This is a genomic window from Bordetella tumulicola, assembly GCF_965138755.1.
Lineage (GTDB): Bacteria > Pseudomonadota > Gammaproteobacteria > Burkholderiales > Burkholderiaceae_B > Bordetella_A > Bordetella_A tumulicola.
The window spans coordinates 109553-126091 of the sequence record NZ_CBCSFP010000014.1; the positions used below are offsets into that span (position 1 = coordinate 109553).

Below are 16539 nucleotides of genomic sequence, written 5' to 3' on the forward strand. Positions count from 1 at the left end.
AACACGTCGCCGCAATGCGTAACCAAGTACGATTATGATTAACTACAAGCATTGATCGCAGGCATGGCGTCACCCCCGTGCGCCCGCCTCTCACAGGAACCATCATGACACTGCCCTCTCGCGCCAAAATCGTCGAAGTTTCTCCTCGCGATGGCCTGCAAAACGAAAAAGAGCAGATCAGCACCGACATCAAAGTCGAACTCATCGATCGCCTGACTGCCGCCGGCTTTCCCAATATCGAAGCCACCTCATTCGTCTCACCCAAATGGGTGCCACAAATGGCCGACGCCGCCGACGTCATGTCACGCATCCAACGCAAACCCGGCGTCATCTACTCCGTACTGACCCCCAACATGAAAGGCCTCGAGGGCGCCATCGCCGCCAAAGCCGACGAGATCGTCATCTTTGGCGCCGCCAGCGAAGCCTTTTCCCAAAAAAACATCAACTGCTCCATCGCCGAATCCATCGCCCGCTTTGAACCTGTCGCCCAAGCCGCCCGCGCCGCAGGCATCCGCATCCGCGGCAGCATCAGTTGCGCTCTCGGCTGCCCCTACCAAGGCGAAGTCCCCGTCGACGCCGTCGTCGACGTCGCCCGTCGCTACCTCGCACTCGGCTGCGACGAAATCGATGTCGCCGACACCATCGGCGTCGGCACCCCGCAACGCGTGCGCGCCGTCATGAACGCCGTCACCCAGGTCGTCGACCCCGCCCGCATCGCCGGCCACTTCCATGATACCTACGGACAAGCCCTGGCCAACATCCTTGCCTCCCTAGAGGCCGGCATCAGTATCTTCCACACCTCCGTCGCGGGCCTCGGTGGCTGCCCCTACGCCAAAGGCGCCACTGGCAACGTCGCCACCGAAGACGTTCTCTACATGCTGCGCGGCCTCGACATCGACACCGGCACAGACTTCGACGCCGTCGTCGACATCGGCCAATGGATGTCCGCCAACCTCAGTCGCAAAAGCGGCAGTCGGGCCGGCAACGCCGTCGCCGCCAAACGCGCCGCCTGACCCCTCATGGCCCTGCTCGATCCCCCCTCCCTCGACGAACGCGAAGCCCTCCTGCGCGAAATCGGCCCTCTCCCGCTCTCAGGCCAAGCCTGGCCCGATTGGGTACGCATCCTCGCCTGGATCATCCTCGCCATCATTGGCGTACAAATCCTCCTCTCCGCCATCCGCCTGCCACCCGACCACGTCAGCAACGTCCTCGCCTTCATCGTCATCCTGTGCTTTCTCGGATTGCTGCTCGTCTCCTGGCACATGCAAAAATCCGTCACCACCATCGACGAAACCGGCCTGCGTCAAACCTGGATCACACGACGCGAAGTCGCCTGGCAAGACATCCACTTCGCCAAGTTCATCCCTCTGCTCTTTTCCAAACGCCTCGTCGTTTTCACCCAACGCGGCCGCCCCGTCGTCTTCCAGGGCGGCACCCGCGAACTACAAATCGCCTTCGCCAAAATCTCCCTCCTCTACCGCCGAAAGCGATGATCCGGTAAAGAACAGTGACTCAACAACCGCCTATACACAGCAAGCAGCGCGAAGCGAGAAAACGAGCAACGCACCGAGGTCAAGTACGATGCAGCCCGTGCTTCCCGTTCATAGCCCCCGCTGGCCAGTTTGAGCCACGGGCAGCCTCGCGCAGCGAGGCCGAGGGCGCCTCCTGGCGCGCCCGAGCCGAAGCGATTTGGCCGGCACCGCCACTCAGCAGACGACAGGGACGTCTCAATAGAGATCAACGTCAATGAGCAAACTACCCTTAACGTCCCAAGCAGATATCGACGCATTCATCGACGCCGTATGGCTGGAAGATGGGCTGGCGAAGAATACGTTGGCTGCGTATCGACGTGATCTGACGGCGTTTGCGCAGTGGCTGGAGAATCCCGCGGAGCATGGTGGGGCGGCGATGGCGGGGCAGTTGCGAGAGGTGGCGGCGGGGGACATTGAGGCCTGGTTTGCGGCGCGGCATGAGGAGAGCCGGGCGACGACGGCGAATCGGCGGTTGGCGACTTTGCGGCGGTTTTATGCCTGGGCGCTGCGTGAGCATCGGGCGCAGCGGGATCCTTGTTTGACGCTCCGCGCGGCGAAGCAACCGCCGCGATTGCCGAAGACGTTGTCCGAGGCGCAAGTGGAGGCGTTGCTGGCGGCGCCGGATTTGAATACGACGCGTGGGGTGCGTGATCGGGCGATGCTGGAGACCCTGTATGCGACGGGATTGCGGGTGTCTGAGTTGGTGGGCGTCAAGGTACTGGAAGTGAGTTTGAATGAGGGCGTGGTGCGGGTGGTGATGGGCAAGGGGGGCAAGGATCGCCTGGTGCCTTTGGGGGCGGAGGCGGCTCACTGGATTGAGCGATATATGCAATCTGCACGCCCGGAATTGACGGGGGCTCGGGTGAGTGATGCGTTGTTTTTGACAGCGCGGGCACAGCCTATGTCCCGGCAGGCATTCTGGCAGTTGATCAAGAAATATGCGCTGATTGCGGGGGTGCGGGCGCCGTTGTCGCCGCATGTGTTGCGGCATGCGTTTGCAACGCATCTGCTGAATCACGGCGCGGATTTGCGGGTGGTGCAGATGCTGCTGGGGCACGCCGATATTTCGACGACGCAAATTTATACGCATGTCGCGCGTGAGCGACTCAAGGCGTTGCATGCGACGCATCATCCTCGCGCTTGAGGGAATAGGGCGGGCGTGCGGGCGCCTTATTGGGGGCGTTTTACAGCAGGGCCGTTCTACACTACGAATTTGTCTGATTACCGCGTCGCGGTTGGTCTGGTGCTATGGCTAAAACTCGTCATGTTTCCGAAACGCCTGCCACGCAATGGCTGAAACAGCATAAGGTGGCCTACACCGAGCATACTTACGATTATGTCGACCATGGTGGCGCGGGCGAGGCTGCGCGTCAGTTGGCGCTGGATCCTCATGCGGTGGTCAAGACGTTGATCATGGAGGATGAGGCGGCGCGGCCATTGGTGGTGGTGATGCATGGCGATCGCGAGGTGTCGACGAAGAACCTCGCTCGCCAGGCGGGGCTGAAAAAGGTCGCGCCCTGCCATCCCGAGGTCGCACAGCGCCATTCCGGGTATCAGGTGGGTGGGACATCGCCGTTTGGTACACGTAAGCGCATGCCCGTCTGGGTCGAGGAGCAGGTTTTGACGTATCCGGTCGTGTATATCAACGGTGGGCGGCGCGGGTACTTGATTGGGATTGATCCCAATGTGCTGGTGACTTTGTTGGGCGCCAAGCCTGTGTCGGTGGCGTTGGAATAGGTCTGCTCGCTGTTCGGCTGCGTCGGCCGTTGCTGTGGTCTGCGTCGCCTATTGCCCGAAGTCTGTGCGGTTGTGGCCCGTGATCTGGATTAAGGCTCGCTGGTCTGCGTGTTTTGCCATGTGGCAGCATTCCCTCGTCTGGCGGTATTCCATTACTACCTGCGACGAAGTCTCCTGTCGCACAATGTTCTGTATCAGCCTGGAAAGTGTCGATTCGTAGCGCGCGTCGGGGCTGGGATGTGGAATGACAACCAAGGATATCCGGAGACGACAATGGGCAAAAAACTGCTGATGCTGGTGGGTGATTACGCGGAAGACTATGAAACCATGGTGCCGTTTCAAACGCTGCTGGCGGTAGGGCATACGGTGCACGCCGTGTGCCCGGGCAAAAAATCTGGCGACAGCGTTGCGACGGCGATTCACGATTTTGAGGGTGCGCAAACCTATAGCGAAAAACGGGGCCATAATTTTGCGCTGAATCACGACTTCGAGCAGGTCGATGTGGCGTCTTATGATGGACTGGTGATTCCCGGTGGACGCGCTCCGGAGTATTTACGTTTGAACGAGCGTGTCCTTGAGATCATTCAGCAGTTCGATCATGCGGGCAAACCCATTGCCGCAGTTTGCCATGGTGCACAGTTGTTGGCGGCGGCGGGCATTTTAAAAGGGCGTACTTGCTCGGCGTATCCGGCCTGCGCACCGGAGGTCCGTCTGGCTGGCGGGACGTACGCGGAAATCGCTATCGATCAGGCGCATACGGATGGCAATCTGGTGACGGCCCCCGCCTGGCCGGCCCATCCAGCGTGGCTGGCACAGTTTTTGGCGGTGTTGGGCACCAAAATTACGCATTGATGCGCCTGCGTCGCGTTGTCCGCGCGACCGGGCGCGCTTGCCGTGTGCTCACTGCAATCGTACAGTGAGGCTAGCTTATCCGGAGCCCCGTCATGTGCGAAATATTTATCCGTGCCCATCCTGATTCCTATGCGCCCGAAAGCCGCTCGTTGCGGCTGCATGGCGTCGCCACGAGCGTTCGGCTCGAACGCCTGTTTTGGTCGGTGCTAGAGGAAATCGCCGCACGTGACGACATGCGTGTGACGCAACTAATCGAGCGACTGTACGATGAACTGATCGAATATCGCGGCGAGGCGGCGAATTTCACGTCGTTTTTACGTGTGTGCTGCCTGCGCTATGAGTTGTTGCAAGTCGACGGCCGTATTCCGGCGGATCTCGACGTGCCGATTCGGTCATTGGATGCACGGGCCGTATTGGCGGGCTTGCCGGGGGCGCTGAACGATGGCGCGCCGTTGCAGCGCGCTGTTGCGTGATTACAGCTGGGCCATTCGCTCAATCATGGCGACGTCATTTTGCAGGATGCGTCGCAGCCGTACGGCATCGCCGATGCGGGAGTATTTGCCCTGGGAGTCCAGCAGCACAATCGCCACGTCGCGACCATTGATGCGGGTCATCATGACCAGGCATTCACCGGCTTCGTTGATGAAACCGGTTTTCGAGACTTTGATATCCCAATCGGGTTTGCGCACGAGAAGGTTGGTGTTGCGGAAAACCTGCGTGCGGTTGGCCACGTCGACTTCGTATTCGTCATCGGTGGAATAGCGATGGATCAGTGGGCGCTGTGCGGCGGCCCGCAGAAGGCGAGCCAGATCGCGTGGCGACGATACATTCTGGCTGGACAGTCCGGTGGGCTCGATGAAGTATGTGCTGGTCATACCCAGGCCGCGGGCTTTTTCGTTCATGGCACGGACAAACGCCAGGATACCGCCCGGGTAGTTGCGCCCGAGGGCGTGGGCCGCCCGATTTTCGGATGACATCAGCGCCAAGTGCAGCATATCGCCGCGGGTCAGCTGGGTGCCCACGCGCAGGCGAGAGGTGGTGTGCTTGAGCTTGTCCACGTCGTCTTCGGTGATTTCCAGCATTTGATCCATGGGCTGATTGGCGTCTACGACGACCAATGCGGTCATCAGCTTGGATATCGAGGCGATCGGGCGTACCACGTCTTCGTTCTTGGCAAACAGGACGGTAGACGTTTCCAGGTCCTGGGCGTAGGCGGTGCTGGAGCGCAGTGCCCGGATCTCGTCGCGGATCGAGGCTTCAGCGGCCGGCAGGGCCGCCGCGCTGGCCACAGCGGCGGGCGCCGTGCGCTGACGAGAGATGATTTTGCTCTTTTTGCGCGACGCGCTACGCGATTTCGAGGTCTTTTGGGTGCTTTTCTTGGCAGCCGACTTCGTGGATGTCCTGGCGGTCTGCTTTGTGGCGCTGGTCTTTTTTGAGGTCGACTTGGCGCTGCTGGAGGTTTTGGTCGACGCTTTTGCGGTGGATGTCTTGCCGGCGGTCTTGGATTTGACTGCCTTGCACGCCGAGGATTTGGCGTTGGTCTTGCACGGATCGGCTTTCGCCGCGTACGAAGTGCCAGGCAGCAAGCCGATCAGTGCCACAGCCATGGGCACCAAGGTGATTGCAACGGCGCGTTTCCAAAAAGACACCATAAGACTAGCCAAGCAAAAAAGGGTACGCGACCGGATTGGTCAGGAAATCGACTGGAGCGGAGTCGGGAAAAGTCAGACGAATTATAGGCTTACGTGCCGAATTTAAACAGTTTTTTTAACTGTGGGGCAAGCGTAAGATTGCAACAGCGCGCAAGAAACACAGTTTGAGCCCAATCGGGGGCGGAAATCGTGAATTTCTTGTGATGGCCTCGCCGGGTGGAATCGAACCACCAACTGACCCTTAGGAGGGGTCTGTTATATCCATTTAACTACGGCGAGGCAGGGGGAACGTGCAAGCCCCTGATAACAAAGCGTATCGTCGGCAGGGCCAGCACTTTGCAAGAGCGGAATTCTATCACCCGAATAAGTACAGCCTTAGTCCGTCCCAGGTGCGTCCCCAGTGCGCCTGACAAATACGTTCAGCGTTTGCGCTGGCAGGTCTTGACTTCCCCCGTTCAATGCGCCGTGATGAACTCGCGCGATGGGGATACCCGAGCCCGAATCAGGGGCTAACGCCACTTCGCGGTGCGCGTTGTATATGATTGCGCCTATCACCGTTTATGCATGTCTGACGGGGCGCCTGCGTGGCTGGGCGACACCCGTGAAACCTAACTCCTGGCCCGGGCCGATTCGATGTCCAATTCGCTCTCTCCTTTGTCTCGTACGCTGTGGATAGGTACGCTGGTCGTCTTGCTTGCCATGGGCGTGCGTGCGACGTTTGGCCTGTTCATGCAGCCTATGGGGCTAGCCCAGGGTTGGGGGCGCGACGTATTTTCGATGGCCTTTGCGTTGCAAAACCTGGTATGGGGGGTGTCCTGTATTTTCATGGGCATGCTGGCCGATCGGTTCGGCTCTGGCCGTACGGTGGCGCTGGGGGCCTTGCTCTACGCCGCGGGCATGATCGGTACGCGCCTGGCGACGGATGAGTTCAGCCTCTATATGACGGCCGGTGTGTTGGTCGGACTAGGACAGGCGGGTACGACTTTCCCGGTCATTTTGCCCATCGTCGCGCGCTCGGTGCCGCCTGAGTTTCGCAGTACGGCGATGGGAATTGCCAGTGCGGGCGGCTCCATGGGGCAGTTTTTGGTTGTGCCTACGGGGCAGCTCCTGATCACCGGGTTGGACTGGACGGGTGCGCTGTGGGCGATGTCTCTATTTGTGGCGGCCGGTATGCCGCTGGCTTATTTCTTGCGTGGCAAGCCCGCGACGCACGCCGGTGGGCAGTCGATGTTGTCCGCCATACAACAGGCGTTGCGGCATCCGTCGTTTCATTTTCTGGCGGCCAGCTATTTTGTGTGCGGGTTTCATACGGCGTTTATCACGCTGCATTTACCCGCCTATGTCATCGATTCGGGTCTGACGGGCGGGCACGGCGCCATCGCCATTGCGCTGATCGGCTTATTTAATGTGGTGGGGTCGTACTATTCCGGCAAACTCGGGGGGCGGCATAGCAAAAAAATGCTGCTCGCGGGGGTATATGGACTGCGCGCATTTGGCATGATGTTGTTGCTGATCCTGCCGCTATCGCCGTGGGTGCTCTATGCCTTTGCCGCCTGGATGGGATTGTTCTGGTTGGGCACCGTCCCGCTGACTCAGGGATTGATTGGGCAGATTTACGGGTTGCGCTATGCCGCCACGTTGTCGGGTATTGCTTTTCTGGGGCACCAAGTGGGCAGCTTTATCGGCGTCTGGCTGGGTGGCTACGTGTACGCGACCACCGGCAACTACGACATGATGTGGTGGATAGGGATCGCCCTGGCCATCATCGCGGCGTTGCTGTGCCTGCCTGTGCGCGAACAGTCGCTGGAACCGCGGCCGATGCCGCAAGCGGCGGCCTGAGATGGAGACGCGCCGTATCGTCTGGCGCATCCTGGGGGGTATCGCCCTGGTGGCGGTGCTGGCGCTAGGGTTCCTGGGATATACCTTGCCCGAAATCCGCCTGAACTGGGAGACGCTGGCCGCGATGTGCGGGTTTTAGCGGCGCGTCCCTAGGCTTCCGTGTTTCATGCCGCCAGGCCGTCTCCCGCTTTAACGGCTCGGCGTACGTCGTCACGACAAATCCCCCCAAAAATTGGATCAATCTCCAACTTTCAGGGGCTGTTCATACCACCCGGCTCCTTTGTTACTCCTCTTTCAGGAGCTCCGCGTCCAGGCGTTCCGGATCCAGACGATGCGGTTCATTGCGATTCACCAGCACCGTGATGCCCCACATGACCACGCCCAACACCAGTAGCCATCCGGCGACCTGATATTGAATCGGATCACGGCCGGTCATCGGCGTCACGAGGAATATGCATGCGATCGCGCCCAGGCACGCCACTGGTGTGTACGTCCGGAAATGCTCGTGTTCGACACGGTCGCGGCGCAGCACCAGGACGGCGATGTTGACGAAGGCAAAGACGGCCAGCAGCAGCAATGCGGTGGTGCCGCCGAGGGCGCTGATGGCCTTGGAGTTGCTGGTCGATACCAGCACGATCAGTCCAAGTGCGAGAAAGGTAGTGAACAGAATGGCCGACCAGGGCGTTTGGGTGCGCGGATGGACCTTGGCGAGAAACTTCGGCAATACGCCCTGGCGCGACATGCCGTAGAGCAGTCGGCTGGCCATCATCATGTTGATCAGCGCCGAGTTCGCGACGGCAAACATCGAGATGATTGGCATGATGGTATCCATCGGCAAGTTCGGCGCAGCACGCTGAACGACCAATACCAAAGGCGTAGAGCTGGCTGCCAGCTCCCCGACCGGAATCAGGGCGACCGCGCAAATGGAGACCAGCACATAAATCACGGCAGTGATTCCCAGGCCCGTCAGCATGACCTTGGGAAAAATACGATGGGGGGCATGGGTTTCTTCGGCCATGTTCACCGAGTCCTCAAAGCCCACCATGGCAAAGAACGCCAAAGCGGTGGCCGATGTAATGGCCAGGAATACGCTTTTGTTCTCTGGCGTTTCAAAGGCTACGACGCGAGAAAAATCCGCTTGCCCGTTGCTGATGCCATAAAACCCCAAAATAATCACTAGCAGCAGGCCACTCAACTCGACCAGGGTCAGTACCACGTTCGCCTTGACGCTTTCCGAGGCCCCGCGGAAGTTCACCACCATCACCAGCAGCATGAACCCGAGTGCGCCGAGGGTGATCATCATGGGATCGCCCTCAATGCCGAGTGCCACAAATAAGTTGGCAGAAAAGGCGCGTGAGGCCGTCGCGGCGGAGGTCAGCCCCGAGCACATGACCGTAAAGCAAATGATAAACGTCAGAAAATGGACGCCGAAGGCTTTATGGACATAGAGTGCGGCCCCAGCGGCCCGGGGGTATTTCGTCACAAGTTCCAGATAAGAGAAGGCCGTCAGCAATGCCACCAGGAACGCCACCAGAAAGGGCGCCCATGCCGCGCCACCGACTTCCGCGGCAACTTGCCCGGTCAGCGCGTAAACCCCTGTACCCAGAATGTCTCCGATGATGAACAATAAAAGCAGCTTGGGGCCCATCACCCGTTTCAATGGCGTGTGTTCTGGGCTATCTTGTGTCGACATTTAACTACTCCTCTAAGTATTTCTGCTCCGGATGAAAGTATGTCCCCGGATACGTGCCTGTGCACGAGCGAGCGCCTCAATATTGTTTTCTAAAAGTTTCTGCTGACAGGCCGTGTTTTTGCCGCGAACCTCCTACTAAAAAGGCAAAGGAACGGTCAAATAAGGGACAAAAGATGTGCGTCAATCGGTCGCATTGCAATTTTTAGTATTTTCTATGCAAATTCCTATTGCGATTCGTGCGAGATAGGAGTATCTCTATGGGTAACAGCAGTTCGTGACACAACACACTGATGTTTCAGCGAGACCGGGACAGCATAGTCCAGCCTGCTGAAGCATCGGGCCAGTATCCGTGCAGGTGATTCGCCTTCACGGAAGTAAAAGCTAGGAGGGGCTTATGGCAGTGGTATATGCGGATTTTGCACGTGATCGAAGCAGGGCGGTTCGCACTGTTCAGACCCATCGCGCCAAAACGCAGCGGGCAAAGGCCTATCAACGCGCGACTGCCCAGAGCAGCGTGCGGGCAGCACCCCCTCACGTCCGTCAAGGCGGAGCGATTTTCTGGATGATCCTCATCCTGGCTCCTCTGGCGGGATTGGCCGCGCCTTTGTTGGCGGTGCCTCTTATTGGCGAGCCCCATGGCTGGGTAATAGCCGGAATCGGTATGTTGGCTTGTGTGCTCTTGCTATTGCGCCTGGCCATGCATGAGGCGGATCACGCCCACCATACTCAGAAATAGAATTTTCAGGACGTTCTACGCACGCCGGTGTTGGGCATGAAAGCCCAGCACCGGCGTGTTGGTTTTTGGACAGCGGACTTATTGGGCCTTTGCCGACGGATTGTCGCGAGGCAACCAGCGCCAGAAGACCGCCGCCGCACTCAGCCCGAATATCCCCATGACGCCGACGCCGACGGCCAGGGACGCCAGTGCCGTTATCGCCGATAGCACGACGGGCCCCACGCTGGAGCCCATATCCGCGACTAGCCGCCAAATCCCGAGAAACTCGGTACGTCCTTTGGTGGGGGCGGCATCTGCGCCCAGTGTCATGACGATACCCGAGCCAATGCCATTGCCCAGGCCCAACAACATGGATACCAGGATAAAACTGAGAATGCCGGTCGTGAGCGACGTGCCGATCAGGGCAATACCCATCAAAAGCGTCGAAGGTACTGCGACCCAAAGGCGTCCGCGCCGATCCATCAGCGTGCCGGCGGGATAAAACACGGACATGTCGATGGCGGCGATCAGGCCGTAGATCAGGGACGTGGTGCTGGGATTGATCCCCAGATGGTCTGCCCAGAGAGGGATGACCACTTGTCGGGAGGCACGTACCGCACTGACTAGCAAGATACCCAGGCCCAGGGTCAGCAGTGTCCGGCTGTGTGAGCGTGCAATGTCCAGGATGCGGGGTTTGGCGTGGGTCGGTTGCCCGGGACGTCGATCGGGGGGAGCCATATCGGGAGCCCGATAGGCAATCAGCCCCGCCCCAAGCATGGCAATGGCCGCTACCCAATACGCACCCTGTAGTCCCATGAAATGAATCAGGCCTGCTCCTAAAAAAGGGCCGGCGAACGCGCCGATCCGCATGGTGCCTGCCAAGGTGGATAACGCGCGCGCTCGCATATAGACGGGCACGGCATCGATCATGTAGGACTGCCGGGCCAGCATGAACACCGAAGACGCCATGCCGATGAAAAAGACGCCGATCGCCAGCATCCAGGCGTGACTGGCTGTAATGCAGAGCAATAGCGCCAAAATGCTCAGGATGGCCGCAGCGACCATGGCTTGTCGTTCGCCAAAGCGCGAGGTCATCAGCGCGGCAGGAATGTTGCTGACCAGTGAGCCGATGCCGATCAACGCCACGATGAGTCCGGATGTGGCGACCGAGGCATCCAGGTTGCGTGCGCTCAGGGCCACCACTGGAAGAATCGCACCGTTGCTGACACCGTATAGCACTGAGGGGCCAAATGCGGGAACGGCGATTTTTTTGAAGCTGAACGGTGCGTCGGGGGTCTGCACGATGAGGCAAAGAAGTCGGGTGAGGCGCTAGTTTAGTCTTTTGCCGCTTGCTTGCCGGTAGTGTGACACGCTATCTTTGCAGCATGACGCCCCTACAATTTGCAGCATGACGCCTCTATCACTGACTGACCAAGAGCCATTTTTCATTGTTCTGAACACCGGTTCCGGGCGTGGTGATGCAGGCGAGGTGCAGGCGACGATTCAGCGCGTGCTCGATCAGGCCGGGCGCCGCTACACAGTGATGCCGGTCGATGATGGGCAAAAACTGCCCGCGACGGCCCAGGCCGCCGTCGACCAAGCGCGCCAGCAGGGCGGCATTGTGGTAGCGGCGGGAGGCGACGGCACACTGAGTGCCGTGGCGCAGGTCGTATTGGGCAGCGGCCTGCCGTTTGGCATTTTGCCGCAGGGCACCTTTAACTATTTTGGCCGTACCTACGGCATCGCCCAGGATACCGAGCTGTCCACTCAGTGCCTGCTGGCGGCGCAACCGCAGCCCGTGCAGGTGGGGCTGGTCAATGACCGATTATTTCTGATTAATGCCAGTCTTGGACTGTATCCGCAGTTGCTTGAGGACCGCGAGGCGTACAAGTCGCGTTACGGTCGTAGCCGGTATGTGGCGCTGTGGTCCGCGTTGGTGACGATGGGGCGTGCGCATCGGCAGTTGACGGTGCAGCTAGAGCATGAGGGGCAGTCCCGTATCTTACGTACGCCGACGATCGTGGTGGGCAACAACGCGTTGCAATTGGAGCAAATCGGCATCGTCCAGGCGTCTGCACTAGAGCAGGGGCGGCTGGTTGCCATGGGGGCGAGACCTATCGGGACTTGGGCGATGTACGGGCTGCTGTTGCGCGGCTGGTTGAGTCGCCTGGGCGATGCGGATCATGTCTTCAGCTTTGATTTCGAGCATCTGACCGTGCACGTCAAGCGCAGCCGGCGACGTATCAAGGTCGCTCTCGACGGCGAGATTCAATGGCTCGACACGCCGTTGGAGTTTCGGGTGTCTGAGCAACCGCTGCAGTTGCTGGTGCCGCCTGCATCTCACCGCTCGGAACGCGTATGACCAGAATTGTCCATCTTTCCGATACGCATTTTGGTACAGAGCGGGAGCCAGTCGTACAAGCAGTGTTGAGTTTGGTGGGTGAATTGCAGCCCGATCTGGTTCTGCTGGGGGGCGACATCACTCAGCGCGCGCGGCGTAGTCAGTTTGCAGCGGCCCGCCGATTTGTCCAGTCGCTGCAGCGGCCTGTGCTGGCGGTGCCGGGCAACCACGACATTCCGTTGTTTAACGTGTTGGCGCGGCTCGTGAACCCCTATGGCGCCTATCGTCGGGCGATGGGCGCCGTGCTCGAACCCGTGGTCGAGATACCCGGCCTGCTGGCGATCGGCGTGAATTCAACCCGACCGGGCCGGCACAAGAACGGTCAGGTAGATGCCGCGCAGATCTCGCGGGTGGCGCAGCGCCTGCGCAAGGCCGACCCCGACGCGTTGCGGCTGGTGTTGCTGCACCATCCGGTACGGGCGCTCGTCGACAGCGATCAGCGCAATTTACTGATAGGGCGCGAACAGGCCGTGCCGGCGTGGATCGACGCCGGGGTCGATCTTGTCCTGGGCGGACACATCCATTTGCCCTATGTGTTGCCGGTTCAGGGGGAGGCGCAGGCCGCCGCCCGCCAGGCCTGGGCCGTCCAGGCCGGGACGGCCGTGTCGCACCGGGTGCGAGGAGGGATATCAAACTCGATCAATGTGATTGAGCACTCGGCCGGTGATGCCCAGCACCACTGTTCTGTCCAGCGCTGGGATTACCTGGCCGATGTCCAGGCGTTTCGCCGTGCCAGCGTGCAGACGCTGGATTGGCATCGCCGCCCGCCGTTGCGCTGAGCGACCGTCCCAATGGAAGTTTTCGCGCACTGGGTGGCGACTTATCCACTATTCGTATGGCTGGCGATGTCCGCTGCGGCAGGTGGGGGTGCAGTGTGGCTGGGGCGTTATTACGAGGCACAACCCGCCCGGGCTCGGGTTCGACGTTGCCTGGGCATGGCGGCTGCGGCGGGCGCGGTTTTCCTGTTGTTGGCGCTGGCGGTCAGTCTGGATCGTGGCGTGGTGGTTATTGATACGCGCCTGGCTGCGGCGCTCGGCTTGTCAATGCCATCCTCTCTATTATGGGTGCTGTCATGGTTTACCCGCCTGGGTGACCGTGACTGGCTGACAGTCGTTGCCGTTGGGATGACTGTTTGGCTATTGTGGCGGCGCGAGTGGAGGCTTGCGCTGGCATGTGCCATTGCGACGGGGGGCGCCGGCATATTGAGCCAGATCGTAAAACAGGCGTTTCAGCGTGTCCGGCCCGAGCATGTGCATGGCTACGTGAGTGAAACGGGCTGGAGTTTCGCCAGCGGGCACGCCTCGGCCTCGTTCGCCGTGTATGGTTTCGCCTGTTATCTGGTCTTGCGGATGTTGCGGGCCCCGTGGCGAGGGGCCTGCCTGGCTGGCACCGCGGCGTTGATCGCCGCGATTGGTGTCAGCCGCGTACTGCTACAGGTGCACTACCTGAGTGATGTGGTGGCCGGTTTTGCGTTGAGTCTGGTCTGGTTGTCGCTGTGTGTCGCGATCCTGGAGCATCAGCGCATGGGCGTGCGACGCGCCTAGGCGGCGGGTCGCCGTGAATGGCGGGTCAGGAGGCCGGCACCGACCAGGTGCTGACAATATGTGCCACGGGCTCGGGCGAATGCTCGCCGTGCAGGATGACTTCGCCTGCCGAGAGACGGCCGATCTTCAGAAAACGGGCGTCGGCCACGATGGTGCCCGCCGGGCTCTTGCGTAAAAAGTTGATCGTCAGGCTGGCCGTGACCGCATTGGCCTGGCCCGTCGCACCCACGATGGCCGCATAGAGCACCAGGTCCGCCAGTCCCATCAACATGGGGCCCGCCACGATACCGCCGAGGCGCTGGTGGCTATCGCGTGGCGGCAACACCGCGCGCGCAGTCCCGTAACCGATGTCGGTGATTTCTATTCCCAATATTTCCGCAAAGGGGTGCTGCTCCGCCAGCAGGCGGTGAAAGTCGACCACGCTGATGCGGGGTTGCGGGGCAGGCGTTGCGTCAGGCAGAGAGGTCATGGCGATATCGCTTGGAAAGGCGGTGGTGCCCTGGGTGGGCAATGTATCGAGTCTATGCAGAGCTGTATCGATTATTTATCGACGTTACCAAAAAACACTCACGCCAGTGGTGACAAAGCAGGGGAGATTGGCGGACAGTAGCGCGAATATTGGCCCCCTTTTAGTGATATAGGGTAAACGCGTAGTCAATTCCGTCTGGATCGATGAACTGTTGTGAGATACCAACAGCCTCGACGCCGATCCTTCACTTTTCTGGGGGTAACCATAGCCAGTAGGTGGGATTTTTGATGCAATAGCGTCAACTTCCCTTCGCGGAGTTAGGGGGGCACAGGTTTTGTATAACCATCTGCCCTTGTCACTCAAATCAACGGAGATTTCTTAAATGAAAAAGACTCTGCTCGCTGCCGCCCTGCTCGCTGGCTTCGCCGGCGTAGCCCAGGCAGAAACCTCGGTGACGCTGTACGGCATCATCGATACCGGTATCGGCTACAACAAGGTGAAGGGCGACGGTTTCAGCGCAAGCCGCATCGGCATGATCAATGGCGTGCAAAACGGCTCGCGTTGGGGTCTGCGTGGTACTGAAGACCTGGGTGATGGCCTGCAAGCTGTGTTCCAACTGGAAAGTGGCTTCAGCTCCGCCAACGGCACTTCCAGCCAAGGTGATCGCCTGTTTGGTCGTCAAGCCACCATCGGTCTGCAAAGCGACAGCTGGGGCCGTCTGGACTTCGGTCGTCAAACCAACATCACGTCGAAGTACTTCGGTTCGATCGATCCGTTTGGCGCTGGTTTCGGCCAAGCCAACATCGGTATGGGCATCAGCGCGGCTAACACCGTTCGCTGGGACAACATGGTCATGTACCAAACCCCGTCCTTCAGCGGCTTCCAATTCGGCGTTGGCTACTCGTTCAGCGTGGATGACAATGCTGATGCTGACCGTGTCGGCTTCCGCACCGCTGACAATGTCCGTGGTATCACCACCGGTCTGCGTTACAACAATGGTCCTCTGAATGTTGCCCTGACGTTCGATCAATTGAACGCCAGCAACAACCAATTCCAAGAAGAAGTTGACGCCACCCCGCGTCAATATGGCATCGCCGGTGCGTACGACTTCGAAGTTCTGAAGTTGTCCTTGGCCTACGCTCGTACCACTGATGGCTGGTTTGGTGGTCAGGGTATCAACGGTGTTGATTACGACATTGGCGAAAATGGCTTGACCTCGAACCACTTCCGCGACGGCTTCAAGGCTAACTCCTACATGGTCGGCCTGAGCGCCCCCATCGGTGGCGCCTCGAAGCTCTTCGGTTCATGGCAAATGGTTGACCCCAGCAACGACAAGTTGACCGGCGGCGACGAAACGATGAACGTCTGGAGCCTGGGTTACACCTACGACCTGTCCAAGCGCACCAACCTGTACGCTTACGGTTCGTACGCTCAGGACTACGCGTTCCTGGACGGCGTTAAGAGCACCGCTGTTGGTGTCGGTATCCGTCACCGCTTCTAATCGGCTGCGGGGTGCAAGCCTCGCTTCGATTTTCAGCGTGTAAGCCGGCTTCGGCCGGCTTACAGAAAGCCACCCTTCGGGGTGGCTTTTTTCATGGGCGTGCGGGTTCTGAAATTTGTCCCTGGTTTCCTGTTTTTGGTGGAGTGGGTTCAGCAGATAGTCACTTTGCGAATGCTACAATCTGAAGGTTTGCGCATTTGACGGACGCCAAAATGAATTTGCAACAGTATTTCCCTGTCCTGATGTTTATCGTGGTTGCGACCCTGATCGGGTTTGCACTGCTGACGGCGGGTTCGCTCTTGGGGCCTCGGCGTCCTTATGCCGAGAAGCTTTCAGCATATGAGTGTGGTTTCGAGGCCTTCGGTGATTCACGTATGAAGTTCGACGTGCGTTACTACCTGGTAGCCATTCTCTTCATCCTGTTTGACCTCGAAATCGCTTTCCTGTTTCCGTGGGCCATCGCTCAGGGCACGGTTGGCCTCGTCGGCTTTTGGACCGTCATGGTGTTCCTGGCGGTTCTGACAGTTGGCTTCATTTACGAATGGAAAAAGGGCGCGCTAGACTGGGAATAACCCAAGTCTTTTTGCACGCTATCAGAGACGAA

At 59.5% G+C, this 16539-nt stretch carries 18 protein-coding genes and 1 tRNA gene; 14 read left to right on the top strand and 5 right to left on the bottom strand.

Annotated elements, in window-relative coordinates:
• The first annotated feature begins 104 nt into the window (after positions 1-104).
• The 6 genes from ACNAZS_RS24230 (at position 105) to ACNAZS_RS24255 (ending at position 4594) form a co-directional block, all read left to right on the top strand.
• Positions 105-1013, top strand: a complete 909-nt coding sequence (locus tag ACNAZS_RS24230; protein WP_415793104.1) for a hydroxymethylglutaryl-CoA lyase — start codon at positions 105-107, stop codon at positions 1011-1013.
• A gap of 6 nt (positions 1014-1019) precedes the next feature.
• Positions 1020-1493 carry a hypothetical protein gene (locus ACNAZS_RS24235; RefSeq protein WP_415793105.1) on the top strand — a complete coding sequence of 158 codons (474 nt, stop codon included), beginning with the start codon at positions 1020-1022 and terminating at the stop codon, positions 1491-1493.
• A gap of 253 nt (positions 1494-1746) precedes the next feature.
• Positions 1747-2676: a site-specific tyrosine recombinase XerD gene (gene xerD / locus ACNAZS_RS24240; protein ID WP_415793106.1), complete on the top strand. Its 930-nt coding sequence runs from the start codon at positions 1747-1749 to the stop codon at positions 2674-2676.
• Positions 2677-2780: 104 nt separating this feature from the next.
• Positions 2781-3269 (top strand): Cys-tRNA(Pro) deacylase, encoded by a 489-nt coding sequence (gene ybaK / locus ACNAZS_RS24245; RefSeq protein ID WP_415793107.1) that lies wholly within the window; start codon positions 2781-2783, stop codon positions 3267-3269.
• Between the two features lie 273 nt (positions 3270-3542).
• Positions 3543-4121, top strand: coding sequence for a DJ-1/PfpI family protein (locus ACNAZS_RS24250; RefSeq protein ID WP_415793108.1), 579 nt, complete (start codon positions 3543-3545; stop codon positions 4119-4121).
• 92 nt (positions 4122-4213) lie between these two features.
• Positions 4214-4594, top strand: a complete 381-nt coding sequence (locus tag ACNAZS_RS24255) for a ribbon-helix-helix domain-containing protein (RefSeq protein ID WP_415793109.1) — start codon at positions 4214-4216, stop codon at positions 4592-4594.
• Here ACNAZS_RS24255 and pbpG read toward each other — a convergent pair whose 3' ends face one another.
• Together pbpG and ACNAZS_RS24265 are read right to left on the bottom strand one after the other, a co-directional pair.
• Positions 4595-5773 carry a D-alanyl-D-alanine endopeptidase gene (gene pbpG / locus ACNAZS_RS24260; RefSeq protein WP_415793110.1) on the bottom strand — a complete coding sequence of 393 codons (1179 nt, stop codon included), beginning with the start codon at positions 5771-5773 and terminating at the stop codon, positions 4595-4597.
• Positions 5774-5977: 204 nt separating this feature from the next.
• Positions 5978-6052: transfer RNA gene (locus ACNAZS_RS24265), tRNA-Arg, on the bottom strand.
• A 354-nt stretch (positions 6053-6406) separates the two neighbouring features.
• Between ACNAZS_RS24265 and ACNAZS_RS24270 the strand changes: the two genes are divergently transcribed.
• Both ACNAZS_RS24270 and ACNAZS_RS24275 read left to right on the top strand, forming a co-directional pair.
• On the top strand, positions 6407-7612 hold the full coding sequence (locus tag ACNAZS_RS24270) for an MFS transporter (protein WP_415793111.1): 1206 nt from the start codon (positions 6407-6409) through the stop codon (positions 7610-7612).
• A 1-nt stretch (position 7613) separates the two neighbouring features.
• A complete protein-coding gene (locus ACNAZS_RS24275) occupies positions 7614-7751 on the top strand; it encodes a hypothetical protein (protein WP_415793112.1) in 138 nt (45 codons plus the stop codon).
• Positions 7752-7895: 144 nt separating this feature from the next.
• On the opposite strand, the gene ACNAZS_RS24280 is transcribed toward ACNAZS_RS24275, so the two are convergent.
• Positions 7896-9305: an APC family permease gene (locus ACNAZS_RS24280; RefSeq protein ID WP_415793113.1), complete on the bottom strand. Its 1410-nt coding sequence runs from the start codon at positions 9303-9305 to the stop codon at positions 7896-7898.
• A 394-nt stretch (positions 9306-9699) separates the two neighbouring features.
• On the opposite strand from ACNAZS_RS24280, the gene ACNAZS_RS24285 reads away from it, so the two are divergent.
• Complete coding sequence (locus ACNAZS_RS24285; protein ID WP_415793114.1) at positions 9700-10041, top strand: hypothetical protein; 342 nt, start codon at positions 9700-9702, stop codon at positions 10039-10041.
• 78 nt (positions 10042-10119) lie between these two features.
• Here the strand turns inward: ACNAZS_RS24285 and ACNAZS_RS24290 are convergent, their stop codons facing one another.
• The gene (locus tag ACNAZS_RS24290; protein WP_415793115.1) at positions 10120-11322 is read right to left on the bottom strand and encodes an MFS transporter; all 1203 of its coding nucleotides are present in this window, start codon (positions 11320-11322) and stop codon (positions 10120-10122) included.
• A 106-nt stretch (positions 11323-11428) separates the two neighbouring features.
• On the opposite strand from ACNAZS_RS24290, the gene ACNAZS_RS24295 reads away from it, so the two are divergent.
• Genes ACNAZS_RS24295 through ACNAZS_RS24305 form a run of 3 tightly spaced genes read left to right on the top strand, consistent with a single transcriptional unit; the run spans position 11429 to position 13965 of the window.
• The gene (locus ACNAZS_RS24295) at positions 11429-12382 is read left to right on the top strand and encodes a diacylglycerol/lipid kinase family protein (RefSeq protein WP_415793116.1); all 954 of its coding nucleotides are present in this window, start codon (positions 11429-11431) and stop codon (positions 12380-12382) included.
• Positions 12379-13200, top strand: a complete 822-nt coding sequence (locus ACNAZS_RS24300; protein WP_415793117.1) for a metallophosphoesterase family protein — start codon at positions 12379-12381, stop codon at positions 13198-13200. The genes ACNAZS_RS24295 and ACNAZS_RS24300 overlap by 4 nt, the downstream gene beginning before the upstream one ends.
• Positions 13201-13212: 12 nt before the next feature.
• Positions 13213-13965, top strand: a complete 753-nt coding sequence (locus ACNAZS_RS24305; protein ID WP_415793118.1) for a phosphatase PAP2 family protein — start codon at positions 13213-13215, stop codon at positions 13963-13965.
• 25 nt (positions 13966-13990) lie between these two features.
• Here the strand turns inward: ACNAZS_RS24305 and ACNAZS_RS24310 are convergent, their stop codons facing one another.
• Positions 13991-14434, bottom strand: a complete 444-nt coding sequence (locus ACNAZS_RS24310; protein WP_415793119.1) for a PaaI family thioesterase — start codon at positions 14432-14434, stop codon at positions 13991-13993.
• A gap of 382 nt (positions 14435-14816) precedes the next feature.
• Here ACNAZS_RS24310 and ACNAZS_RS24315 point away from each other — a divergent pair, with 382 nt between their 5' ends.
• Together ACNAZS_RS24315 and ACNAZS_RS24320 are read left to right on the top strand one after the other, a co-directional pair.
• Positions 14817-15935, top strand: coding sequence for a porin (locus tag ACNAZS_RS24315; protein ID WP_415793120.1), 1119 nt, complete (start codon positions 14817-14819; stop codon positions 15933-15935).
• A gap of 212 nt (positions 15936-16147) precedes the next feature.
• Complete coding sequence (locus ACNAZS_RS24320) at positions 16148-16507, top strand: NADH-quinone oxidoreductase subunit A (protein ID WP_415793121.1); 360 nt, start codon at positions 16148-16150, stop codon at positions 16505-16507.
• Positions 16508-16539 lie beyond the last annotated feature (32 nt).